The organism is Frankia sp. CcCS3, from assembly GCF_977927575.1.
Genome location: NZ_CDWRCL010000044.1, coordinates 1 through 22,059, shown reverse-complemented (window position 1 = coordinate 22,059; position 22,059 = coordinate 1). Strand labels below are relative to the sequence as shown.

At 70.8% G+C, this 22,059-nt stretch carries 22 protein-coding genes and 1 tRNA gene; 16 read left to right on the top strand and 7 right to left on the bottom strand.

What is annotated here, in order from left to right:
• Positions 1–130: 130 nt before the first annotated feature.
• The 4 genes from AC08OQ_RS06570 to AC08OQ_RS06555 all read left to right on the top strand — a co-directional run bounded on the left by AC08OQ_RS06570 (position 131) and on the right by AC08OQ_RS06555 (position 3,110).
• Complete coding sequence (locus AC08OQ_RS06570; protein ID WP_462188143.1) at positions 131–580, top strand: hypothetical protein; 450 nt, start codon at positions 131–133, stop codon at positions 578–580.
• A 276-nt stretch (positions 581–856) separates the two neighbouring features.
• Positions 857–1,870, top strand: coding sequence for a futalosine hydrolase (mqnB, locus tag AC08OQ_RS06565; RefSeq protein ID WP_476599864.1), 1,014 nt, complete (start codon positions 857–859; stop codon positions 1,868–1,870).
• A gap of 1 nt (position 1,871) precedes the next feature.
• On the top strand, positions 1,872–2,717 hold the full coding sequence (locus tag AC08OQ_RS06560; protein ID WP_462188145.1) for a 1,4-dihydroxy-6-naphtoate synthase: 846 nt from the start codon (positions 1,872–1,874) through the stop codon (positions 2,715–2,717).
• A 42-nt stretch (positions 2,718–2,759) separates the two neighbouring features.
• Complete coding sequence (locus AC08OQ_RS06555) at positions 2,760–3,110, top strand: rhodanese-like domain-containing protein (RefSeq protein WP_462188146.1); 351 nt, start codon at positions 2,760–2,762, stop codon at positions 3,108–3,110.
• 86 nt (positions 3,111–3,196) lie between these two features.
• Here AC08OQ_RS06555 and AC08OQ_RS06550 read toward each other — a convergent pair whose 3' ends face one another.
• The 3 genes from AC08OQ_RS06550 to AC08OQ_RS06540 form a co-directional block, all read right to left on the bottom strand.
• Positions 3,197–3,937: an HNH endonuclease family protein gene (locus tag AC08OQ_RS06550; RefSeq protein ID WP_462188147.1), complete on the bottom strand. Its 741-nt coding sequence runs from the start codon at positions 3,935–3,937 to the stop codon at positions 3,197–3,199.
• A 116-nt stretch (positions 3,938–4,053) separates the two neighbouring features.
• A complete protein-coding gene (locus tag AC08OQ_RS06545; protein WP_476599866.1) occupies positions 4,054–5,868 on the bottom strand; it encodes a protein kinase domain-containing protein in 1,815 nt (604 codons plus the stop codon).
• A gap of 562 nt (positions 5,869–6,430) precedes the next feature.
• Positions 6,431–6,826 (bottom strand): cold-shock protein, encoded by a 396-nt coding sequence (locus tag AC08OQ_RS06540; RefSeq protein WP_462188148.1) that lies wholly within the window; start codon positions 6,824–6,826, stop codon positions 6,431–6,433.
• Between the two features lie 176 nt (positions 6,827–7,002).
• Between AC08OQ_RS06540 and AC08OQ_RS06535 the strand changes: the two genes are divergently transcribed.
• A complete protein-coding gene (locus AC08OQ_RS06535; RefSeq protein ID WP_476604716.1) occupies positions 7,003–7,404 on the top strand; it encodes a hypothetical protein in 402 nt (133 codons plus the stop codon).
• Between the two features lie 66 nt (positions 7,405–7,470).
• On the opposite strand, the gene AC08OQ_RS06530 is transcribed toward AC08OQ_RS06535, so the two are convergent.
• Positions 7,471–8,112 (bottom strand): HAD family hydrolase, encoded by a 642-nt coding sequence (locus AC08OQ_RS06530; protein ID WP_476599859.1) that lies wholly within the window; start codon positions 8,110–8,112, stop codon positions 7,471–7,473.
• A gap of 133 nt (positions 8,113–8,245) precedes the next feature.
• Between AC08OQ_RS06530 and purS the strand changes: the two genes are divergently transcribed.
• A complete protein-coding gene (gene purS, locus AC08OQ_RS06525) occupies positions 8,246–8,530 on the top strand; it encodes a phosphoribosylformylglycinamidine synthase subunit PurS (RefSeq protein ID WP_476594157.1) in 285 nt (94 codons plus the stop codon).
• 245 nt (positions 8,531–8,775) lie between these two features.
• On the opposite strand, the gene AC08OQ_RS06520 is transcribed toward purS, so the two are convergent.
• Positions 8,776–8,858, bottom strand: a tRNA-Leu gene (locus AC08OQ_RS06520).
• A 159-nt stretch (positions 8,859–9,017) separates the two neighbouring features.
• Between AC08OQ_RS06520 and AC08OQ_RS06515 the strand changes: the two genes are divergently transcribed.
• From AC08OQ_RS06515 to AC08OQ_RS06480, 8 genes are all read left to right on the top strand, one after another.
• Complete coding sequence (locus AC08OQ_RS06515; protein WP_476599857.1) at positions 9,018–10,304, top strand: FhaA domain-containing protein; 1,287 nt, start codon at positions 9,018–9,020, stop codon at positions 10,302–10,304.
• Between the two features lie 6 nt (positions 10,305–10,310).
• Complete coding sequence (locus AC08OQ_RS06510) at positions 10,311–10,808, top strand: FHA domain-containing protein FhaB/FipA (protein WP_476599855.1); 498 nt, start codon at positions 10,311–10,313, stop codon at positions 10,806–10,808.
• Entirely contained in the window at positions 10,805–12,223 is a 1,419-nt protein-coding gene (locus AC08OQ_RS06505; RefSeq protein ID WP_476599853.1) for a PP2C family protein-serine/threonine phosphatase, read from the top strand. Before AC08OQ_RS06510 ends, AC08OQ_RS06505 begins: the two co-directional genes overlap by 4 nt.
• A gap of 13 nt (positions 12,224–12,236) precedes the next feature.
• Positions 12,237–13,733, top strand: a complete 1,497-nt coding sequence (locus AC08OQ_RS06500) for an FtsW/RodA/SpoVE family cell cycle protein (RefSeq protein WP_476599851.1) — start codon at positions 12,237–12,239, stop codon at positions 13,731–13,733.
• Positions 13,730–15,172, top strand: a complete 1,443-nt coding sequence (locus AC08OQ_RS06495) for a peptidoglycan D,D-transpeptidase FtsI family protein (protein WP_476599849.1) — start codon at positions 13,730–13,732, stop codon at positions 15,170–15,172. Before AC08OQ_RS06500 ends, AC08OQ_RS06495 begins: the two co-directional genes overlap by 4 nt.
• On the top strand, positions 15,169–16,797 hold the full coding sequence (locus AC08OQ_RS06490) for a serine/threonine-protein kinase (protein WP_476599847.1): 1,629 nt from the start codon (positions 15,169–15,171) through the stop codon (positions 16,795–16,797). The genes AC08OQ_RS06495 and AC08OQ_RS06490 overlap by 4 nt, the downstream gene beginning before the upstream one ends.
• On the top strand, positions 16,794–18,824 hold the full coding sequence (gene pknB, locus AC08OQ_RS06485; RefSeq protein ID WP_476604717.1) for a Stk1 family PASTA domain-containing Ser/Thr kinase: 2,031 nt from the start codon (positions 16,794–16,796) through the stop codon (positions 18,822–18,824). Before AC08OQ_RS06490 ends, pknB begins: the two co-directional genes overlap by 4 nt.
• A gap of 98 nt (positions 18,825–18,922) precedes the next feature.
• A complete protein-coding gene (locus tag AC08OQ_RS06480) occupies positions 18,923–19,573 on the top strand; it encodes an aminodeoxychorismate/anthranilate synthase component II (protein WP_462188219.1) in 651 nt (216 codons plus the stop codon).
• Here the strand turns inward: AC08OQ_RS06480 and AC08OQ_RS06475 are convergent.
• A complete protein-coding gene (locus AC08OQ_RS06475; protein ID WP_476602154.1) occupies positions 19,570–20,058 on the bottom strand; it encodes a DUF881 domain-containing protein in 489 nt (162 codons plus the stop codon). The two genes, AC08OQ_RS06480 and AC08OQ_RS06475, sit on opposite strands and share 4 nt — an antisense overlap.
• Positions 20,059–20,754: 696 nt before the next feature.
• On the opposite strand from AC08OQ_RS06475, the gene AC08OQ_RS06470 reads away from it, so the two are divergent.
• Both AC08OQ_RS06470 and AC08OQ_RS06465 read left to right on the top strand, forming a co-directional pair.
• Positions 20,755–21,018, top strand: coding sequence for a cell division protein CrgA (locus AC08OQ_RS06470; protein WP_476592736.1), 264 nt, complete (start codon positions 20,755–20,757; stop codon positions 21,016–21,018).
• A gap of 135 nt (positions 21,019–21,153) precedes the next feature.
• Positions 21,154–21,564 carry a RidA family protein gene (locus AC08OQ_RS06465; RefSeq protein ID WP_476602153.1) on the top strand — a complete coding sequence of 137 codons (411 nt, stop codon included), beginning with the start codon at positions 21,154–21,156 and terminating at the stop codon, positions 21,562–21,564.
• Between the two features lie 36 nt (positions 21,565–21,600).
• Here AC08OQ_RS06465 and AC08OQ_RS06460 read toward each other — a convergent pair whose 3' ends face one another.
• Positions 21,601–21,960, bottom strand: coding sequence for a hypothetical protein (locus AC08OQ_RS06460; RefSeq protein WP_476604719.1), 360 nt, complete (start codon positions 21,958–21,960; stop codon positions 21,601–21,603).
• Between the last annotated feature and the right edge of the window lie 99 nt (positions 21,961–22,059).

The window sequence follows — 22,059 nt, the reverse complement described above, 5'->3', positions numbered from 1 at the left end:
ATCAGCGACAGATCCCCACCGATGGCCCGGCACGCCAGCGACGTGACCCGGGCCACCGTGCCCACCGGCCAGGGGCTGAAGGCCCTGGCGACGAGCGACGCCACCGCACGGGCGGCGATACCCTCCGACCGTGCGCACGCCTCACCTCCTCCGCCGTTTCCCGTTCCGGCGGCTCGCCGTGGCTCCCGCCGCCGCGGTCGTCGTCGGCCTCGGCCTGAGCGGCTGCGAGCGGCCGACTCCCCTGGTGACCATGGAGTCCGGGGGACACTTCGTGCAGACGAACGCCGCGCAGTACGAGTGGGACGGGACGGTGATCCAGAAATCGGTATCACCGCCGCACATCACGGTCAGGCCCGGAAACGCCATCAACATCGACGTGCCGACGTCGGTCGCCGACCGCGGCTACTTCCTCGTCCTGGGTAGGGAGCGGGTGACCGACAAGATCAACGAGACGCACTACCGGTACGTTCCCGCCAAGAACACGCCTGCCCTGCTCGTGGTGTTCGCGCTTCCCGAGGCAGGCAGCTCCAGCGACCAGGCGTCGGGAAGCTGGCCGTTCCTGGTCACCTTCAAGCCCTGACCCACCGCCGGCCGCTCCGCCGCCGGACCGGAACCAACGACCCACGCACACCAGCCCCCGAACGGGGATACACCGTGCGCGCAGCGTGCCATACCTCCCCACTGGGACCACGCAGCGTCGTCCGCGATGCTAAGATCCGGCAACAAGTCCGATTTGCACCCCATCGAAAACCCCGTACTGTTACCCAGCTGTCCGGTGCGGTGGTGTTCGGGCGGATCGACCGACAGTATGCGACGACAGACGAGGACGTCCCCAGATCATGATCCGGACCTGATCGTGAGCCGCACCCTGATCGTGACCGCAGTGACCGCCGAAGCGGACGCGGTGTGTGCCGGCCTGATGGGCAGCTGGTCGCGCGGCCGGACCAGAACCCCCATCAGACCGGGCAGCCTGGTGTCCCCCGAATGGGACCGCCAGCTTCTCACCACCTCCACCCTGGGCCCCTACGTGGGCCGGCGACGCGGACCGGTGACGGTGCTCGCGGCAGGCACCGGCGGCCCGGCCGCGGCGGCGGGCACCGCGGTGGCAATGTCGGTGGCGAGCGCGGCGGGGCAGCCGTTCAGCCTGGTCGTGGCGATGGGGATCGGCGGTGGGTTCCGCGGCTGGGCGGAGATCGGGGACATCGTCCTCGCCGATCGCATCGTCGCCGCCGACCTCGGCGCGGAGTCCGGCCTTGACGAGGAACCGCCCGCTCCGCTGATCGGCCGCATCAGCGAGATGGACCGCAATCTCGGGTTCCACAGCAACGGCGCGCCGGCACCCCGCGGCGGCCCCGCCCACTTGCCGAACCCCGCGGGGTCGTTCCTGAGCCTGGAGGATCTCGGGCTCGGTTCGTCCACGGTGGTCCCGGATCCGGACCTCATCCACCGCCTGGGCACGGTGCTCGACGCCACCGGGCGGCGGATCGTCACGGGTAGCGTGATCAGCGTGTCGACGGTGACGGGCACCGAACGTCGGGCCACGGCGCTGACCGAGCGGCTGGACCCGGTGGCGGAGTCGATGGAGGGGTACGCCGTCGGGGTGGCCGCCCGGGCCTTCGGCGTCCCGGTGGTGGAGATCCGTACCATCAGCAACACGGTCGGGCGCCGGGACCGGTCCGACTGGAACCTGCCGGTCGCGCTGGCCAGCCTCCGCACGGCCGCCGCGGCACTCGTCGCCCACCCGGACGGTCTGGTGATGGCCGCACCGGCGGCCACTACGAGGGACGCCTCCACCACGATCCCGGCCGAGCACCCGGGTGCCCGCGGCCACCACGGGAACAACGGCCACCACGGGACGGGAGAGCACTGAGATGGGTGCTGGCCGGGCGACCACCTCGCACCTTCCAGGTCCGCTCTCGCTCGCCATCTCGCCCTGCCCCAACGACACATTCGCCTTCCATGCCCTCGCGCACGGACTCGTCCCGGGAGCACCCGAGGTGTCGGTGGCCTTTGCCGACATCGACGTCCTCAACGCCCGGGCCGCCGACGGGCGGGACGACCTCGTCAAGGTGTCCTACGCCGCCCTGCCGTGGCTGCTCACCGGGTACCAACTGCTGACGGCGGGCGGGGCCCTGGGCCGCGGCTGCGGCCCACTCGTCCTCACCGCCGGGCGGTCGGGCCTGCGCGGTGCCCGGGTCGCCATCCCCGGCACCCGCACCACGGCCTACCTGCTGTTCCGGCTGTGGGCGGCCGACGAGGGCGTGACGAGCGCCGACGTGCTTCCCTTCGAGAAGATCATGCCCGCCGTCCGCGACGGCGCGTACGACGCGGGGCTCGTCATCCACGAGTCCCGCTTCACCTACCCGTCCTATGGGCTGACGGCGCTCGTCGACCTCGGCGACTGGTGGGAGGGCCAGACCTCGCTGCCCATTCCGCTCGGCGCGATCCTCGCCCGCCGGGGGCTGGACGGCCCGGCGCTGTCCGCCGCGGTGCGGGCGAGCGTCGCCGCGGCCTTCGCCGATCCCGCCGCCAGCGCCGACTACGTCCTCGCCCATGCCCAGGAGATGGCGCCCGACGTCGTCGACGCCCACATCAAGCTGTACGTCAACGAGTTCAGCCTCAACCTCGGCGACGAGGGGTTCGCCGCCGTCGAGGCCCTGCTCTCCCGCGCCGCCGACGCCGACCTCGTCCCCGCGCTTCCGCGGCCGCTGCGCTGAATCGCGAGCCCCCTCGGAGGGTCCTGATGGCAGGATGGAGACGTGAGTACCGATCAGATACCGGCTGTCGGCGTCGCGGAGCTACCGGTCGAGCTTTCCGCGGACGGTGCGCCGCTGATGGTGGACGTGCGGGAGCCCGACGAGTGGTCCGCCGGTCATATCGCCGGCGCGCTGCACATCCCGATGCGTGAACTGGCCGCCCGACTCGACGAGGTTCCCCGGGAACGCGAGGTCGTCGTGGTGTGCCGCTCGGGCGGCAGGTCCGCCGCCGTCACCAACTACCTCAGGCAGGGTGGCTGGCAGGTCCGCAACCTGACCGACGGGATGCTCTCCTGGCAGGCGCACAGCCGCCCGATGGTGAACGAGAGCGGCGCCGCGCCCACCGTCCTCTGAGGACCGTCGGCCGGCTCCGCCGGGCCCGGGCCGACTCCGCCGGCTACTCCGCATTTCTCGGATGACCCGGCGCCGCGGGCTTCCGGTCAGCCGCTCGGGGTCAGCCCCAGTGCCGGCTGGTTCGGGCACTTCTGGAGAACGGCGCGCATCGCGTCCGCCTCCGCCTGGACGACCCACAGGCGGTAACGGGCCTTCAATCCCACTTGGCGCGCGATGTAGGGGCACTGCTCCCCCGGGCTCGGCGGCAACCATTCGGCGGCGTCATGATCGCTCTTGCGCTGATTCGTGGGACCGTCGACGGCCAGCAGGTTCTCCGGATCGTTGGCGAACTGGAGCCGTTCCCGGGCGGTCCAGTTGAGCGCGCCGGTCCGCCACGCATCCGCCAGGGGGACGACGTGGTCGATCTGCACGCTGGCGGAGTTCCGTCCACGGTCGAAACGGATGATTCTGGTGGTGTACGGATCCCGGAGCTCACCGGTCAGCACCGTGCAGCCGTCCGATCTGCGGATGGTGGTGCTGCGCAGATCTCGCCGCAGAATGTCGTTACGGGTGTCACACCCGTTGTCGTCGATGTCCGACCAGGCGGGCCCGAACTCGTCCCGGCGGTACCTGGGAGAGTTGTCCTCCTCTTTGATCGGAAGGGTGGCGAGCAGCTTCAGCGCCGAGCCGCTGGCGGTCGGGGCACCAACCTGGTTGGACGTTCCGGTCTGGTCGGAAAGGTCACTGCAACCGGTCAGGCCGGCGATGAGGGCGAGGACGGCGAGGGCCGCGGCTCCGCCGGGTCGACCGGGTCCGCGACGATCTGGACCGACACCGCTTCTTCGCACCGGACTCCCCACCTCGACGGTTCGGAACCCGTGGGGGGTGCTCGCCCCGCTTCGGGTCCGTTCGGATCGAGGGTGACATTAACTGGAAATCGGCCCGCCGGGCTGGTCGGCCACCGTCAGGGGACGGGAACGCGGACTCCTCCGCTCACCGGATTGTCGTGCAACTCCAACTCCTGGGCCGTGGCCTCCCGCGGGATGTCGAAGACCATGGTGCCCGCCCTGAGGTCACCCGGGTTGATCGAATCCCACAGATCCTCGTTACTCAGTTGGAGGCGGGCGAGGAAATCGGCGCTGTGCCGGCCGCCGCCGCCGTCCCACAGAAACTGGGATGAGGTCACCAGCGTGCGGGTGGAGTCGCCGAGGTTGCGCACGGTCACGTGGGCCAGGCAGAACTGGCCGTCCGTGTGCCGAGCGAGCAGTCCGTCACCGAGTTTGGTCTGCCCGCACCGGAAGGAATCCACGATGAACTCGAGCTGGCCATCCGTGACGGGGCGGTTCAGGCCGCTGGCCGAACCCGATGCCGTGCTCGGACCGGTGGAGCGCGACGGGGCGGTTGTGGCCGCCAGCTGTTCCGCGGAACCATTCTGGCCGCTCTTTCCGGTCTTTCCGGGCAGGCTGACCACGACCGCGATGGCGATCAGCGCGCTCAGGACGATGGCGGCGATCCAGACGAGTCGCCTGCGATCGAGCCCGCGGGCCGCCGGCGGCTGGGCGAAGGGCGGGTACGGTGCGCCGGGCTCACCCGGTACCGGCCCGTGCTGATCGGGAGCCTGGCCGGACCACGGCCCCGGCGGTGCGCCGGGGACCTGCCCGCCCATCCGCCCGCCCAGCTGCGCGGGTGGGCGGGCACCTACCTGGGCGGGCCGCGGGCCGGGGCGTCCCATCGGGCTGTGCGCGTCGGGCTGCCCCGGTGGTGCCTGGCGTGGTTGTCCCGGTCCCTGGCCCGCCCGGGCGGCGGGAGCGCCCGCGTTCCAGGGGACCTGACGCGCGGGAACCGAGGTCGCCGCGCCGATCCGGGTCGGCGCGGCGCGGGGCACCTCGCTGGTTCGGCTCAGGAACTCCTCGGCCTGACCCATCGCCTCGCCGATGGTACCGGTACCGCGGGAGGGTGGCTGCGCGATGAGCCGCAGCAGCAGGTCCCGGGCGCTCGGCCGGTCGTCGGGATGCTTGGCTAGAGCCGCGCTGACCAGGCCGACCAGCGGCTGCGGCAGACCACGCAGGTCCGGGGCGGACCCGACGATGCGCATGCCGAGGTCGATGTCCGTACCGTCGCCGAACGGGTGGCGGCCGGTACCGGCGTAGGCGATGAGGATGCCCCAGGCGAAGACGTCCGCCTCCGGACCGATGGGCTGGCCGTGCACCTGTTCGGGCGCCATCCACCCGGCGGAGCCGAAGCCCCATGCCGTGGGCTTCGCCTTCGCGCCCTCGAGGGCCTGCGCGATCCCGAAATCGATCACACGTGGCCCGGACAGTGAGAGCATCACGTTACTGGGCTTGAGATCCCGATGGACGAGGCCTGCGCTGTGGATCGCGGTAAGCGCCGTCGCGACCCCCACAGCCAGTCCGGTCAGGGTCGACGAGGTCAGCGGGCCCTTGTCGACCTGCATGTCCAGCCGGACCCCGTCGATGAACTCGGTGACGAGGTACGGCGCGGGCGCATTCGGATCCGCGTCCAGGACTTCGGCGGTGCAGAAGGGAGCGACCTTGCGTGCCGCTTCGACCTCGGCCCGGAACCGGCGGCGGAACTCCTCGTCGGCAGCCAGATCCGGTCTGATGACCTTGATGGCAACCCGCCGTCCGGCCCGGTTCCTCGCCAGGTAGACCGTGCCCATGCCGCCGACCCCCAGCCGGCTGAGCAAAACATAGGGGCCGACCGACCGGGGCTCGTGTGGATTGAGCGGATCACCTGGTTCGGAGCGGCCGGAACCCATGCGTGCGGCGTTGTCGGCCACGGTCAGCACCGCACGGCTGTGATCACGACCGCTGTCCACTGCTTGTCACACGAATGCCTCTCAAATCCCGATCCGACGCCCCGTTCCGACCGCCGATCCGTGCCCTCCGCCGATCAGCGGAGGTGGGACGGCCCTCGGCGATGCCACCGCGGCCGGCTGCGGGGCTGCTCATGGTTCGGTCTGGTCTACGTTTGCAGTCTGTCGCACTGCCAACGCTTCCAGTCGCACGCGGGCTCCCCGCCGACGGGACCGGTCGGCTCCCCGACAATGTGTTGCCGCCACGGCGCGCAGGCCGCGGCGGATGAGGCCGCAACCGAGGAGGCATCGTGAACCGGTGCGTACCAGTGTGGCCAATCTGATGAAGGGCTCGATCTCGGCTCATGCCCGGATCATGATTGATGTGGCTGGCTCGGTCGGTGTCGCTGATGTGATGGGAACAGCGGATTCGATGGACCCACCTGGCGGCGTCCGACGAGGAACCTGGCGCCCAGGTCGCGGTGTGCACCGGGTGCGGCCGACGGGTCAGTTTCCTGCCGCCGGCCTAGACCTCCAACTCGTTGGCGACGGCGTGCACGACCTTGGCGACCCGCTGGGCGGTCCGCCGGTCGGGATACCAGCCGCGACGAAGGTCTCGCTGCACGTCGTCCAGCACCTTGATCATGTCTTCGACCATGCTGTGCAGCTCGTCCGGACTGCGCCGCGCGGCCTGGGCAGCCGCCTTGGCGACCGACGGCGGGGCGGTCAGCAGCCGGACCGACAGTGCCTGGTCGCCACGCCGCCCGGCGGCGACGCCGAACTCGACCCGGTCGCCGGGTTTCAGCCGGTCGACCCCGGCGGGCAGGGCGGCCTTGTGCACGAAGACGTCGCCGCCGTCGTCCCGGCTGAGAAAGCCGAAGCCCTTGTCGACGTCGAACCACTTGACTTTGCCGGTGGGCACGGGCGACCTCGTTCTGTGTAACGGCAGGACAACGCAACGGAAGATGAGTGATTCCCAGGCTATCCGTCGGCCGCACGTCGCGTGCGTCTTCGGTAGCGATCGGCTGTCGAGTGAACCCCTCTCCCGTGATGGTGGCCTGGCCCGCGTTCGGCACACGTCCTCGTAGGCTGTCGCACGTGTCGGCGAAACCCTCGTCCGGGCAGGCCGGACCCGTGGCCGACGGTGCGGTAAACGAGGCCACGGCTCCGGTCGGGACCCCGCCGCCGGTGACCTGGGCGGATCGGCTGGTCCGGGTCGGGGCCGTGCTCTTCGGAACCGGTCTGGTCGTCACGGTGGCGGCGGTGATCCCCTTCTTCCTGGGCGCCGAGAATCTGCCGATCTGGCTGAACGCCGTCGCCAGCGGCGGACTGACCATCGGGTTCGCCGTGGCGCTGGTGGGGGTTCTCGCCGCCGCCCGATCCCGGATTCCCGAGGAGAGCGATCCCGATCTCTACGTGAACAACCCACATCCGCCCGACCACGGGGCCCCCGGGGACGGCACCGGTCCGCGGACAGACCCCGTCACCCGTTCCCGATAGTTCCTTGATCTCACGGCCGGGGGTGCGGGCCCCGGCCGGGCCGACCGCGTCGACCGCGTCGCGGCGTCAGCCCTGCTGTCGTCGGCGCCGGGCCTCGTCGACCAGCCAGGGCGGGAAGTCAGCCAGCCGGGGGAGGACGACGTCGGCGCCGGCGGAGAGCAGATCAGCGGCCGAGCAGGGCCCGGTGGCGCCCCCGACGGCGAGAGCGTCGCCGTCGGGGGCGCCGACCATGTCGCCGACGTGGTCACCGACGAAGATGTCCACGCGGTGGGCGCGCAGTGCCTCGCCCTTCGCCTGCGCGAACCGGGCTCCCTCCACCACGTCGGCGGTGATGCCGATCCGGTCCAGACTCGCCCGGGCCAGTGCCGTGCTCTTCGCGGTGACGACCACCACCCGGCCGGCGAGCCGCCGCACCGCCTCCACCGCGGCTACCGCGGCCGGCATCGGCAGCGACGCCGGCACCGCGTGGACCGTATAGAGCTCGCGGTAGCGGGCCGCCACGGCCGTGACATCGGCCGGCGGGAACCAGTGGGCGAGCTCCGTCTCCAGCGGCGGGCCAAGCCGGGCGACGACCGTCTCGACGTCCACCGCCACCCCGGTCTCAGCGGACAGGACGGCGAAGGTCGCCCGGATCCCGGGCCGGGCATCCAACAGGGTCAGATCGAGATCGAACCCGACGACCGGGACGGGCGCCCGCCAGAACGACACCGGCCAAGCTTAAGGGCCGTGTTCCCCGGGAAGCCCGCATTATCCGAGATCGCCTACCAGATCTGTACGATCTGTACGCCCCGGGCGGGCGAGATCCGGCTCATACGCCGCTCGACCGGTAGTGTCCGCGGGTGTGACCAGGGTTGTGGTGGATGTGATGCTCAAGCCGGAGATTCTCGACCCGCAGGGGCAGGCGGTGCTCGCTGCGCTGCCGCGCCTCGGCGTGAGTGGCATCGTCGGGGTCCGCCAGGGCAAGCGTTTCGAGCTGGAGCTGGAGGAGGGCACGGACCTCGACGGCGCGGTCCTGGCCCGGGTCGAGCACCTGGCCTCAACCCTGCTGGCCAATCCGGTGATCGAGGACTACGCGGTGCGCATCGAGGACGCCTCCCCGCCGTCGGTGGGCAGCCCCGCCGGCTGAGCCTCTCCGCTGCCGGAGCGGGGACGCCCGCGCCCCACCCAACGGCGCAGCACGCGCCGCCAAGGACTCGTGGGGAGTTCGGGGGGGCTCGGCCCCCGGCACTCCGCAACAACGCCGACGGCCCCAACCACCCACCCAGCCAAGGCGGCGCCGAAGGCGCAACGAGGGGGGTTCGGGGGACTCGGCCCCCCGGTCAGCATGACGAAAGTCCCCAACGGCCCAGCACGCGCCGCCAGGGACTTGCGTGGGCGAGGGGGGAGTTGAACCCCCACGTCCGCTAGGACACACGGACCTGAACCGTGCGCGTCTGCCATTCCGCCACTCGCCCGAGTGGGACTATCTCTCGACCAGACGACACGCTACCACGCCGGAGATGTCCTTCACGGAGGGGGGTCGGGCCCGTCGCGAACATGTCAAGCTGCCGAGCCGTGGGACGTCCGCGCTCGGGGGCATACGATCTCACAGACCGGGAGAAGGGAGGTCGAGCATGGGCGTGCTACAACGCTTCGAACGGCGCCTGGGCGGCCTCGTCGAGGGTGCGTTCGCGAAGGTGTTCAAGGGCGGAGTCGAGCCCGTCGAGATCGCCAGCGCGTTGGCCCGGGAAACCGACGATCGGCGGGCGGTCAGTTCGAACCGGGTGCTGGTGCCCAACGAGTTCGCCGTCGAGCTCGCCGGCGGCGACTTCGCCCGGCTCTCCCCCTACGACCGGGCACTGTGCGACGAGCTCGCCGAGATGGTCCGCGAGCATGCGGCCGAGCATCGCTACACCTTCGTCGGCCCGGTGTCCGTGCGGATGTCCGAGGCCACCGATCTCGATGTCGGCGTCTTCCGGATCCGCAGCAGCGTGGCCGCCGCGGACCCGGGAGCGGTGACTGGACGGCGCGCACGCCCTCCCCGACCGGGCGCTCCCGGCACCCCGCACCTCGTCATCACCACGAAGGCCCCGGGAGGGCCCGCGGGCGGAGGGGAACGGGAGTATCCCTTGGACGCCGAGACGACCGTGATCGGCCGCAGCGTCGAGTGCGACATCCGCCTGAACGACACCGGTGTATCTCGTCGCCACGGCGAGATACACCGGCTTCCCGACGGGCAGTTCCTCTACGTCGACGCCGGGTCCACCAACGGCAGCCTGGTCAACGGTCGCGCGGCGACGCAGGTCAAGCTGGTCAACGGGGACAAGATCGAACTCGGTACCGCGACGATCATCTTTCGTCGCGAGGATGGACGGGGGAATGGCCCGGCGCGCGCGGGCGCCCGTGGGACACCTCCGCCGGCCCAGGCCGGGGGCCGGGAGACCATCCCGCCGGACCGCCGTCCCACGCCCGCCCCGGACGACCCGTACCGGCGCGGCTCGTCGCCCCGCGCCGGCCGCGTCGACCCGTACGCCGATCGTGATCGGCGCGGTGTGCCGGGGTACCGGGACGATCCATACCAGAACCGGATGGACCCGTACCGAGACCGGACACCGGAACGGGATCACGGCTACGACCAGCCGCGCGACCGCGGCGGTCGTGACCCCTATCACCGTGATCCCCGTGACGGGCGTGGGGGACGCGACGACGCTCCTCGGCGATCCGACCCTGCACGGCGCGCCGACCCCTACCGCGAGCCGAGCAATCCCGGCCGCCGGCCCGGCTCCGGTTCGCCGTCCGATGGGCTCGAATCCCTCGACGACGTGTACGACGCCGACACGGACCTCCCCGGCCGCGCCGCCGCGGAGCCTCCCGGCGGGGATGGTCGACGTGACCGACCCAGATCGGATCGAGGCTGGTAGCGCCCGATGGACCCCACCGAGCCCAGCGAACTCGTACTGCTGGTTGTCAAGATCGGATTCCTTGCCCTCCTCTGGGGATTCGTTCTGGTCGCCGTGCGCGCCGTCCGGCTGGATATGTTCGGCCCCACCAAGCGTCAGCAGCGGCGCGAGCCGCCCCCCATGGTCCGGCCGACGCCGCCGCGCACCCCGCCTCAACCTCCACGCAAGCCACAGACACCTAGCAAACTCGTGGTGACCAAAGGTCCCTTGACCGGCACAACGATCCCGCTAGGAACGGCACCTGTCACCATCGGACGGGCACAGGGCTCGACCCTGGTCCTCGAGGATGACTTCGCATCCGGGCGGCATGCGAGACTCGTGCCCCACGACGGGCAGTGGTTCGTGGAGGACCTGGGCTCGACCAATGGCACATTCCTCAACCGTACGAAGGTGACCAGTCCCATGCCGGTACCTCTCGGCGCGCCGGTCAGGATCGGGAAGACGGTCCTGGAGCTCCACCGGTGAGCCTCAGGCTTCACTTCGCCGTCCGCTCGGATGTCGGGCACGTGCGGGAAGGAAACGAAGATTCGGCCTATGCCGGGCTCCGCCTGCTGGCGGTGGCCGACGGCATGGGTGGTCATGCTGCGGGGGAGGTCGCCAGCTCGACGGTGATCTCCCGCCTGGCGGGTCTCGACGACGCGATCGACAGCGACGATCTCGTGACGGAGCTGAACGAGGCCGTCCGGGACGCCAATCGGCAGCTGCGCGAGATGTCGCTGGAGAACAGCGCGCTGGACGGCATGGGCACCACGGTGACCGCCGTGCTCTCCTCCGGTGACATGCTCGGGGTGCTGCACGTCGGCGATTCCCGGGCCTACCTGCTGCGCGACGGCGTCCTCAGCCAGGTCACCCACGATCACACCCTGGTGCAGGATCTCGTGGACCAGGGTCGGATCACCCCCGAGCAGGCGAACACCCACCCGCAGCGCTCGCTGCTGATGCGGGCGCTCGACGGTCGGGAGGTCGAGCCCGACCTCTCCGTGCGCCAGGCGATCGCGGGAGACCGCTACTTGCTGTGCACCGACGGTCTGTCGGGGGTGGTAAGCGAGGAGACGATCCTCGAGACGCTGCTGCTGCCCACCCCACAGGAGGCGGTTGACCAGCTGGTCGACCTGGCCCTCAAGGGCGGTGGCCCGGACAACATCACCGTCGTGGTCGCCGACATCGAGGAGGACCACGGCGAGGCGGAGCCTTATCCTCTCGTGGCCGGCGCGGCGGCCGAGAAGCGGGCGGTCCCCGGGGCGTCGCCGGCCCGCAGCGGGCCGAATCCCCAGTACCCCGACCACGAGTCCGCGGCGGCGAAGGCCGCCCGTATCGGTCGGCCGGGCTTCCACCGGCGGGACCGCCAGGCACAGGCCAGCGATCGCGGCGACGACGACGATGGCGACGACTCCGACCCGGAAGGATCCGGAGGACGGCGCTCCGGCCGGCGGGTCCTGTTCGTCTCCACCGTGGTGTTCTTGCTCATCGTGGCCGGTGCTGCGGCCGGGTGGACCTACGTGCGCGGGCAGTATTATGTCGGCGTCGACGATGAACACGTCGCCCTCTTCCAGGGCGTGAAGGGCATTCCGCTGTCCTCGGTGGTGCTCTCCCGTCGTCAGCCACTGTCGGAGGTTGCGGAGCCCGATCAGGCGGAGCTCCGACGAGGCATCCGCGCCGGCAGCCGTGACGATGCGGAGAAGATCATCTCGCGCCTGCGTACCCCGGCTGTACCCGCCGTATTCCCGTCACCGAGCCCGAGCCCGACCGACCGTTCCAAGGTGCCGTCGGGCACCTCGGACTCCTCCCTCCTGTCCACTCCCCTGTGCCAGCCGGCGACCGATGCCGGCGTCACGGTCCCGGGATGCCCGACCACACCCGTCCCCACCCCCTCACCGTGATCTCAGGCCAGCGATGACTCGCCCGCCGATCCCCCTACCTCCGCTACGCAGGCCGAGGTCGGCGGACCTCACCGCGACCTTCGCCGGCTTCCCGCTGCCCACCGGCACCAACCTCCCGCCGTACCGGCGCCGGGAGCTCATCCTGATGATCTTCGCTGGTGCGCTCGCAACCAGCGCGCTCGCCGCGTTGACCTTCGCCGACATCGGCCAGATCTCGCTCGGGATCTTCTCCATCGGTCTCGGCTTCTTCTGCCTGTGGGCACTGGCCCACCTGGCGGTACGCAGGTTCGCGCCGGCCGCCGACCCGGTGCTGCTCCCGGTCGTCGTCGCGCTCAACGGCCTGGGCCTGGTCATGATCTATCGGCTCGACCTCGCCAAGGCGGATGCCGCCGAGCGGGCGGGAACCCACATCCCGCCCGGTGCCGCGCAGACGCAGCTCGTCTGGACCCTGCTGGCGGTCATCGTCTTCATCCTGGTGCTGACGCTGGTACGCGATCACCTCTCGCTCGCCCGGTACGCCTACACGGCCGGTCTGGTCGGTCTGGTCGGTCTGGTGCTGCCGATCGCGCCGGGCATCGGCGCGACCATCAACGGCGCGCGCCTCTGGCTGCGGATCGGGCCGTTCTCTTTCCAGCCGAGCGAAGTCTCGAAGATCATTCTTTTGATCTTCTTCGCCGGCTATCTGGTCAACAAACGCGAGGTCCTCTCGGTGGCCTCCCGGTCCTTTCTCGGGATGGGGATCCCGCGCGCCCGCGACCTCGGACCGGTGCTGGTGGCGTGGCTGGCGAGCCTGGGCATCCTGATCGTGCAGAAGGACCTCGGCTCGTCCCTGCTGTTCTTCGGAATGTTCATGGTCGTCCTCTACGTCGCCACCGAGCGGGCATCGTGGGTCGTGGTCGGCTTCGTGCTGTTCCTGTTCGGTGCCGTGATCGCGCACAGTATGTTCAGCCATGTCCAGGTCCGGGTGGACGGCTGGCTGCACGCCTTCGACGGTGACAACCCGTCGAGCACGTCGTACCAGCTCGTGCAGGGTCTCTACGGCTTCGCCGCCGGTGGCATCACCGGTACGGGGCTCGGGGAGGGGCACCCGCAGAAGGTGCCGTTCGCGAACACCGACTTCATCATGGCGAGCCTCGGTGAGGAGCTCGGTCTCACCGGCGTCATGGCCATCCTGATGATGTACGCCCTGGTCGTGCTGCGCGGGATGCGCGCGGCCCTCGGCGCGAAGGACCCGTTCGGCAAACTGCTGGCGTCCGGGCTGTCCTTCACCCTGGCGCTGCAGGTGTTCGTGCAGGTGGGCGGGGTCATGCGGCTCATCCCGCTGACCGGGCTCACGCTGCCGTTCGTCTCCTACGGCGGGTCGTCCATCGTGGCCAACGCCGCGATCATCGCGTTGCTGCTGCGGGTCAGCGACGCCGCCCGCCGCGCACCCGAACCGGTGCCGGATGCCCCCCTGTTCGACCCGGGCGCGGTTGCCGAGAGTCCCACCCAGGTGGTGAAGACGACATGAACCGCACGGTGCGCAAGGTCGCCGTCGCCTGCATGATCCTCTTCGCCGCGCTCCTGGTGAATGCGAACTGGCTCCAGATGGGCGAGGCGGGCAGCCTCAAGTCCCAGCCGACGAACGGGCGTCAGATCACCGAGCGCCTGGAACGACAGCGGGGCGCGATCGTCGCCGGTGACGTGGAGATCGCACGTTCGGTGCCGTCGAACGACCAGTACAAGTATCAGCGGCAGTATCCGGCCGGGCAGCTCTACTCCAACGTCACCGGCTACTACACGCTGTTCACGGCGGCCGGCCTGGAGCTGTCCGAGGACGTCTTCCTGTCCGGAGACGACGACCGGCTGCTCGCGAGCCGGGTGACCGGCCTGTTCACCGGCGCGGAGCGGCGCGGCGGTTCCGTGGTCACTACGATCAATCCCGCCGTCCAGAAGGCTGCGGCGGAGGCGCTCGACAACCGCAAGGGCGCGGTGGTCGCCATCGAGCCGCCGACCGGCGCGATCCTGGCGATGGTCACCAACCCGTCCTACGACGCGAACGCGCTGGCTGCCCATGACGAGAAGGCCGCGGCCAACGCCTATGGGCTGCTGTCGGGCAATCCGGATCAACCATTGCTGAACCGGGCGACCCAGCAGACCTATCCGCCCGGTTCCACCTTCAAGCTCATCACCGCCGCCGCCGCACTGTCACAAGGCAGGACGCCGGATACCCGCGTCGCGGCACCCGACGAGCTACCGCTCCCGCTGAGCACCGTGCGGCTGCCGAACTTCGGCGGCGAACGCTGCGGCGACGGCGAGACCGACACCCTCATTCACGCGCTCACCATCTCCTGTAACACCGCGTTCGCACAGCTCGGCATCGATCTCGGTGCCGACACCCTGCGCCGGCAGGCCGAGGCCTTCGGCCTGAACGCGGCCTTCCCCGACTTCCCCTTGCAACAGGCCCGTAGCGTCTTCCCCGCCAAGCTCGACGCCGCGCAGACCGCGCAGTCAGCGATCGGCCAGTACGACGTCCGGGTCACGCCCCTACAGATGGCGGAGGTGGTCGCGGCGATCGCCAACGACGGCATGGAGATGAAGCCCTATCTCGTGTCCGAACTGCGCAGCCCGGACCTCAAGAGGATCAGTAAAACCGAGCCGGAGAAACTCGGTGAACCGGTGAGCAGCGAGGTGGCCGCCCAGCTCACGACCATGATGGAAAGCGTGGTGACGTCGGGGAGCGGTCGGCGGGCGCAGATCGGCGGCGTTACCGTCGCCGGGAAGACGGGGACCGCCGAGCACGGCACCAGTCTGCCGCACGCCTGGTTCGTGGGGTTCGCCCCGACGGACACCCCGAAGATCGCGGTTGCCGTCATCGTCGAGGACGGCGGCGGCGAGCTGGGTACCGGTGGTGCGGTCGCCGCCCCCGTCGCGAAAAAGGTCATACAGGCCGCATTGGACAAGCCATGAACAACTCCCCGGGCAATCCCATCTCCCCGTCGCAGCCCTTCGCCGGCGCCGCGGCGCCGAACACCGTCCTCGACAACCGATACCGCCTGAACGGGCGGATCGCCGCCGGCGGCATGGGTGAGGTCTGGCGTGGCCTGGACCAGACCCTCGGCCGCCCCGTCGCGGTGAAACTGCTGCGCCCGGAGTACGCCAGCGACGAGTCGTTCCTGGTGCGGTTCCGCGGCGAGGCCCGCCATGCCGCCCGGCTGTCACACCCGGGCGTCGCCTCGGTCTATGACTACGGCGAGGTTGCGACCTCCGACGACTACCCGACCGCCTACCTGGTGATGGAGCTGGTGGAGGGGGAGCCCCTCTCCGCCGCGCTGCACCGGGAGAAGCGGTTGTCCCCGGAGCGCACGCTGGACATCCTCGGGCAGGCGGCCGACGCGTTGCAGGCCGCGCATGCCCTCGGCGTGGTCCATCGCGATGTCAAGCCCGGCAACCTGCTGCTGCGCCCGGACGGCGCGGTGAAGGTCACCGACTTCGGGATCGCCCGCGCGGTCGACGCCGCGCCGCTCACCGCCACCGGCATCATGATGGGGACGGCCTACTACGTGTCCCCCGAGCAGGCGTCCGGGCGTCCGGTGACACCGGCGAGCGATGTCTACTCGCTCGGCGTCGTCGCGTACGAGTGCCTCGCCGGTCGCCGCCCCTTCGACGACCGCAACCCCATCGTGGTCGTGATGGCCCACCAGCAGGACACCCCGCCCCCGCTGCCGACCGACATCCCCTACCAGGTGCGGGCCCTGGTGGACTCGGCGATGGCCAAGGACCCCGCGCGCAGGCCCAGTTCGGCGGGGGCATTCGCACGTTCGGCGGCCGGGATCCGGCGCAGCCTGTGGAGCCCGGAGCCGGCGCGCTGGCCCAGCACACCGGATGCGACCGCCCGCCATCCGGGGCCGGGCGCCGTCCTCCCGCCCGCTGGTGCCGCCGCTCGCCCGCCCCGATCCACCTCGCGCACCCGACCACCGTCCTGGGTGGCCGCACCGCCACCGTCCGCTCGCACCAGTGGACCGGGGCGCACCGGCGCTCCGTCGGACAAAGCCCAGGCGGTTCCCGATGGCCCGGGAGCCATGCTCGGCGGACCCGACGTACCTGCAATGGCCCTGCACAGCCCGCCCTACGGCGGCCCCGACACCGCGTACGGCGGCCCCGAGGGGGCGTACGGTGGCTCGGCCTACGGGACGCCGGACCGTGGCGGCCCCCGCGATCCCGGCACCGCCTACCACCCGGGTCCGCCGCCGTGGGCCCGTACCCCCGGCGGCCCCCCGGGCCTGTCCGGCCCGGACGGCCAGGATGATCTACGGCCGGGCTGGGAGGGGCGAGCTGCTCGACGGCACCGGCCGGAGACAGCCTCCCGTCCCGCCCTGCCACTGCCGCTTCTGATCATTCTGCTGATCCTCACCGTGGTGATCGTCGCATTCGCGACTAACAGGTTGTTCTCCAAGAGCAATTCCGAATCGAACTCCGCGACCACACCACCGGGGGTGGTGTACGCAACCGCAATCGGTGGTGAAATCGTCAGCGGTAACGCCGGGTCGGCGATTTCCGGCGCGGGAGGGGCGACGGCAGGGGAGTATTCGTGACCGACGTGACGGAGATGTATGCTCCGGGGGCTGGGCCACAGATTATCGGCGGGCGTTACGAGCTGGGCGAGGGCATCGGCTATGGCGGCATGGCGGAGGTCTTCCGCGGCCGTGACATCAGGCTCGGCCGTGAGGTCGCCATCAAGACGCTGCGCCCGGACCTCGCCCGTGATCCCACCTTTCTCGCCCGGTTCCGCCGCGAGGCACAGTCCTCGGCCGCGCTGAACCACCCCGCGATCGTCTCGGTGTATGACACGGGCGAGGACATCATCAACGGGGCGCAGATCCCCTACATCGTGATGGAGTTCATCGAGGGACGGACCCTGCGCGACGCGCTGCAGACTGAGGGCCGGTTCACCGAACGCCGCGCCATGGAGATCACCTCCGACGTCTGCGCCGCCTTGGACTACAGCCACCGGATGGGGATCATCCACCGCGACATCAAGCCGGCGAACGTGATGCTCAGCCCGGACGGCTCGGTTAAGGTCATGGACTTCGGCATCGCCCGCGCCACCACCGCGACCTCCTCGACCATGACCGCGACGGCCGCGGTGATCGGCACCGCTCAGTACCTGTCCCCGGAGCAGGCCCGAGGAGCCCGCGTCGACGCCCGCAGCGACGTCTACACCACCGGGGTGCTGCTCTACGAACTGCTCACCGGATCGCCGCCGTTCCGCGGGGACAACCCGGTGGCCGTGGCCTACCAGCACGTGCGGGAGGACCCGCCGCCGCCGTCCGCTCACGATCGCGGCATCTCCCCCGAGGCCGACGCGATCGTCCTCAAGGCGATGGAGAAGGACGCCGACGACCGCTACGGCACCGCGGGTGAGATGCGCGACGATCTGGAACGGGCGCTGGCCGGACGACGCGTGCACGCCATGATGGGAGGTGGTGGCGCGGGCGGGGCCGCCACCACCCTCGGCCCGGCCGCTGCCGGCACGGCGGTCCTCAGCCGCGGTGACCGAGCGGGTTACCCTACCCGGGACCGCTACCGCGACGACGACTACCGCAACGACGACCAGACCACCTACCGCGACGTGCCCTACGACGACGGCCGCTTCGGCACCGGTCCGTTCGACCGCTACGACGTGACCGGGGCCATCGACCGGCGGGCCGTTCCCGATCAGGAGCGTTCCCAGGCGTGGAAGTACATCCTCGCGGGTCTCGGAATCGTCATCGTCTTCGTCGCCGTCGTCCTGCTCGCCACGACCTTCCTCAGCTCCGGTCACAACACCGCCTCCACGAAGAAGATCCTCGTCCCGACCGGCCTCGTCGGGCAGAACGAGGAGCAGGCCCGCGCCCGGCTGCAGAGCGCCGGCTTCGGGGGGGATGCGGTCACGAAGCTGGTCGACTCACCGGACATGGCCGGCCGGGTCACGGCGGTCGACCCGGCCGAGGGCAAGGAGGTCGCCGCCAAGGGGATGATCACCCTGTCGATCGGCAAGGCCGCCGACGACGTCCAGATCCCCACCGACCTGATCGGGAAGACCCAGGCCGAGGCTGAGGCGGCGCTACGGGCGCTGGGGCTGGTCCCGAACTCGATGGCCTACGCCAACCCGACCGGCCAGAAGGTAGGCACGGTGAACAGCACCGATCCGCAGCCGGGTACGGCCGTCAAGCCCGGCAGCACGGTCACGCTCAACGTGGTCAGCCCGAACGTCAACGTTCCCGACGTGCGCAACCGCACGTACGACAATGCCGTCGCCGAACTCGGCCGCTACGGGCTGAACGCGGCCCGGCAGAACGTCGCGAACAACAACGTGGCGCCGGGGACGGTCGTGGACCAGAGCCCGTCCGGCGGCAACGTCCCTCGGGGCTCGACCATCACGCTGTCCGTCGCCCAGCAGATCCAGACCACCGCGCCGCCGACCCCGACCGAGACGCCAACCGGGCCCACCCCGACCGCGGAGCCGACCAGCACCTCGCCGAGCCCGACGGGTAATCCCACCCCTGGGACACCGGCCACGACGAGGCTGGGCGGCCTGGGGGGGCTGCTGGGCGGCCGCAACGGCGGTGGCGGCACCTGAGGTCGTCGCGCCGACGGAGGCGGTCGTGGCTGCTCAGGCAGTATGGGACTGCGGCCGCCCACGGCAGGGTGCCTGATGCCGCGGGAGGTCACGATCTGATGCGCATCCTGGTGATCGACAACTACGACTCGTTCGTCTTCAACCTTGTCCAGTACCTGGGCCAGCTTGAGACCGAATGCATCGTGCGCCGCAACGACGAGATGACGCCGGCCGACCTCGCCGCGCTCGGCGTCGACGGGGTCCTGCTCTCCCCGGGACCGGGTACGCCCGAGGCGGCCGGCGTGAGCATTCCCATGGTGCGAGCCTGCGCGTCGGGCGGTGTGCCGCTGCTCGGGGTGTGCCTGGGCCATCAGGCGATCGCGGTCGCGTTCGGCGCTACCGTCGACCGCGCCCCGGAGTTGCTGCACGGCAAGACCTCGGTCGTCCACCATGACCGGACCGGCGTTCTCACGGACCTGCCGTCGCCGTTCATCGCGACTCGTTACCACTCGCTGGCCGTCGAGGAGGACACCCTCCCCGAGGAAATCGAGGTGACCGGCCGGACCGAAAGTGGCGTGGTGATGTCGCTGCGCCATCGGCGGCTCCCGCTCGAGGGCGTGCAGTTCCACCCGGAGTCCGTCCTCACCCAGGGCGGCCACCTGATCCTCGCCCGTTGGCTGGACCAGTGCGGCGACGGCGGCGCGGCGCGCAGGCTCGCACCGGGGCTGTCCGCCGAGGTCGAGACCCTGCGGACGGCGGCGTTCTCCTAGCCGCGCCTGGCGGTGCCGGACAGGTCGATCATCGGCCCGTCGTAGCCGGATAACCGGCTGTCGGCGGCCTCCTCGACGCGGTATCCCAGCCGGTAGGCGTCGGCGTACTGCCGGTAGATCGTGACCTGTGGATTGGCCCGCAGGCTGGAGCGCAGCGCAGCGACCTCCCCGATCGCCGTGATCCGGAACGGCGGGGAGAAGACCTCGCCGTGCAGCAGAAGAGTGTTCCCGACGCAGCGGACCGCCGTCAGTGCCGTCACCCGGCAATCCATGATGCTCATCGCCTCGGCGCCGCCGGCCCACAGCGCGTTCACGACCGCTTGGACATCCTGCTGATGCACGATGAGATCGTCGGGCCTCGGGGCGGGCACGCCGGGGGCGTACGGGCCGCCCCGGCCCTCCCGCGGGGCGTCGTCCAGCTCGACGGTCAGCGCCGGCCCGCGCAGGACCGGCCAGCCGCTCGACCAGGGACCGGGCGGCGGCATCGGTCCCGCGCGCGGAGCCTGGGGCCCCTGACGGGACGGCCTGCGCCGTGGTCGCGCGCCGCCGCGACTCGGCGTCCAGCCCGGCACGGCGGTCGGCCACCCGGCCCGCCTCCTCGTCGATAACCTGCGCGACTCCCGCCCGCTCCTGGGCCGCCCAAGCGGCGGTGTCCCGCGGGCCAGCCCGATCGAACGGGCCGCCGTCCAGCACCACGACGCCGGACAGCACGCCGGCTCAGAACAGCGACACCGCCCAGATCACCCGCCGCGACCGGCTCCCCGGCCAGGGCCAGGGCCAGGGCCGTAGCCCGCCGTGCACCGTTGTCCCCAACCTCCCTCGGTGCACCGCTGGACGGTTCACCCACGCCTGCCGGTGGATCGCCGGGGGCGGCACGCGACCATGCCACAGCCAGCTCGGCCGGGCGATCCGTCCGCCGCGTCGGAGGTATCGCCTCCAGCGCAGGCTACGCGGCCGATGGCGCTCTCGATGCCACATCGGTCTGATCGCCCCGGCACCGGCCGCGACGCCGGCGTCGCCCGGGCACCGACCGGAGGTGAATCCCGCCGGCCGGTACGCAACGGCGTTTCCACGGATGCCCTGTCTACGCTGGTACCCAGCGCGAGACCGCCGATGGCCGGACGAGGACGGCGACGGCGGTCGCCGTCCTCGTCCACGTACGGCCATCGAGGAGTTCCGCAGTGCCCGAGTCGCGACGCCGCAAGCCCAAGAAGCCGACCCCGACCACCACCGCGGGCGCGTCGGCACGCAAGCGGAAGCCGCCGTCTCCGCCCTGGTTCGGCGGTCTGATCCTCGCGTTCTTCCTGCTCGGGATCGCCTACCTGCTCGTCTACTACTTCTCCAACGGCGGCGTCCTGGGGATGGAGGGGCTGGGCGGCTGGAACATCCTTATCGGGTTTGGTTTTGTCGTCGTCGGGCTGGCCGTGTCGACCCAGTGGCGATAGCCGGCCCGAACGCCAGACGCCCAATGGCCACGCCCGGCACAACCACCGGAGCTTCCAGCCGTGTCATTCATCCACAACCGTTGTCCACAAGTGTGGATACTTCCGTCTTGATCACCGGTTACCCAGAGCATCCTGTTGCATCCTGAACGTCAGAAGATTTCCGGCTTCTCACCCTACGAAGCCACGATCGGGTTCTCCCGGGCGCTCCGGGTAGGCGAACGCGTGTTCGTCAGCGGGACCGGGCCGGTGTGGCCGGACGACACGGTTCCACCGGACGCTGAGCTGCAGACCCGGCGGTGCTTCGAGATCATCCGCACCGCACTGCGCGAGGCGGGCACCGATCTCGGTGACGTCACCCGTACCCGGATGTTCATCACCGATCCCGCCCACGTTCCGGCCGTCGGCGCCGTCCACGGCGAGCTGTTCGCCGCGATCCGCCCAGCCGCCACAATGGTCGTCGTTGCGGGACTGCTCGACGAGTGTTGGGTCGTCGAAGTGGAAGCCGAGGCGATCCTCGGGTCCGGGGCCAGGGCCGAGGCCGACTGACGGCCGGCCCTGACGCCGGGTCCGGGTCCCGGGCCGTCAGCGCGCGATGACCGCCCTGCGCAGACGCGCCACGGTGCGTTCGGCGTCGCCGGTTGCGACGATCAGGCGCCGGAACTCGCCGCCCGGGCGGACTTCCACCACGACCGCGGGCCGGCCGCGGTAGACAGCGACAAACTCCTTGCCGCCCCGCGACCGCCAGGTCCCGAGGGCCATGACGCGCGGCAGTCCGGTCCCGGGCGCCCGCCATCCGTGCACTTCCGCGAACGCGTCCGCCGCCAGGCGTACGTCGAGTACCTCGTCGAGCCGCACGGAGACGTCCCCACGCACCGCGCCGATCCGTTCAAGCCCGCGCAGGACGACCTCGACCCGCTTGTCCACAACCTCCAGGCTGGCCACAGCTCCCACGTTAGGGCCTGTTTGGGAAGTTTATCGGGGCAGCCATTCGTTGATCGCGGCGATGGGTACTGTTGCTCCGTAGCGGACGGCTAGCTTGTC

Excerpts from the sequence above, each read along its gene's own strand:
- AC08OQ_RS06560 (WP_462188145.1), top strand. The coding sequence starts at position 1,872 with ATGGGTGCTGGCCGGGCGACCACCTCGCACCTTCCAGGTCCGCTCTCG.
- AC08OQ_RS06545 (WP_476599866.1), bottom strand. The coding sequence starts at position 5,868 with ATGGGTTCCGGCCGCTCCGAACCAGGTGATCCGCTCAATCCACACGAG.
- AC08OQ_RS06515 (WP_476599857.1), top strand. The coding sequence starts at position 9,018 with ATGGGCGTGCTACAACGCTTCGAACGGCGCCTGGGCGGCCTCGTCGAG.
- AC08OQ_RS06510 (WP_476599855.1), top strand. The coding sequence starts at position 10,311 with ATGGACCCCACCGAGCCCAGCGAACTCGTACTGCTGGTTGTCAAGATC.
- AC08OQ_RS06500 (WP_476599851.1), top strand. The coding sequence starts at position 12,237 with ATGACTCGCCCGCCGATCCCCCTACCTCCGCTACGCAGGCCGAGGTCG.
- AC08OQ_RS06495 (WP_476599849.1), top strand. The coding sequence starts at position 13,730 with ATGAACCGCACGGTGCGCAAGGTCGCCGTCGCCTGCATGATCCTCTTC.
- AC08OQ_RS06490 (WP_476599847.1), top strand. The coding sequence starts at position 15,169 with ATGAACAACTCCCCGGGCAATCCCATCTCCCCGTCGCAGCCCTTCGCC.
- AC08OQ_RS06480 (WP_462188219.1), top strand. The coding sequence starts at position 18,923 with ATGCGCATCCTGGTGATCGACAACTACGACTCGTTCGTCTTCAACCTT.
- AC08OQ_RS06475 (WP_476602154.1), bottom strand. The coding sequence starts at position 20,058 with ATGCCGCCGCCCGGTCCCTGGTCGAGCGGCTGGCCGGTCCTGCGCGGG.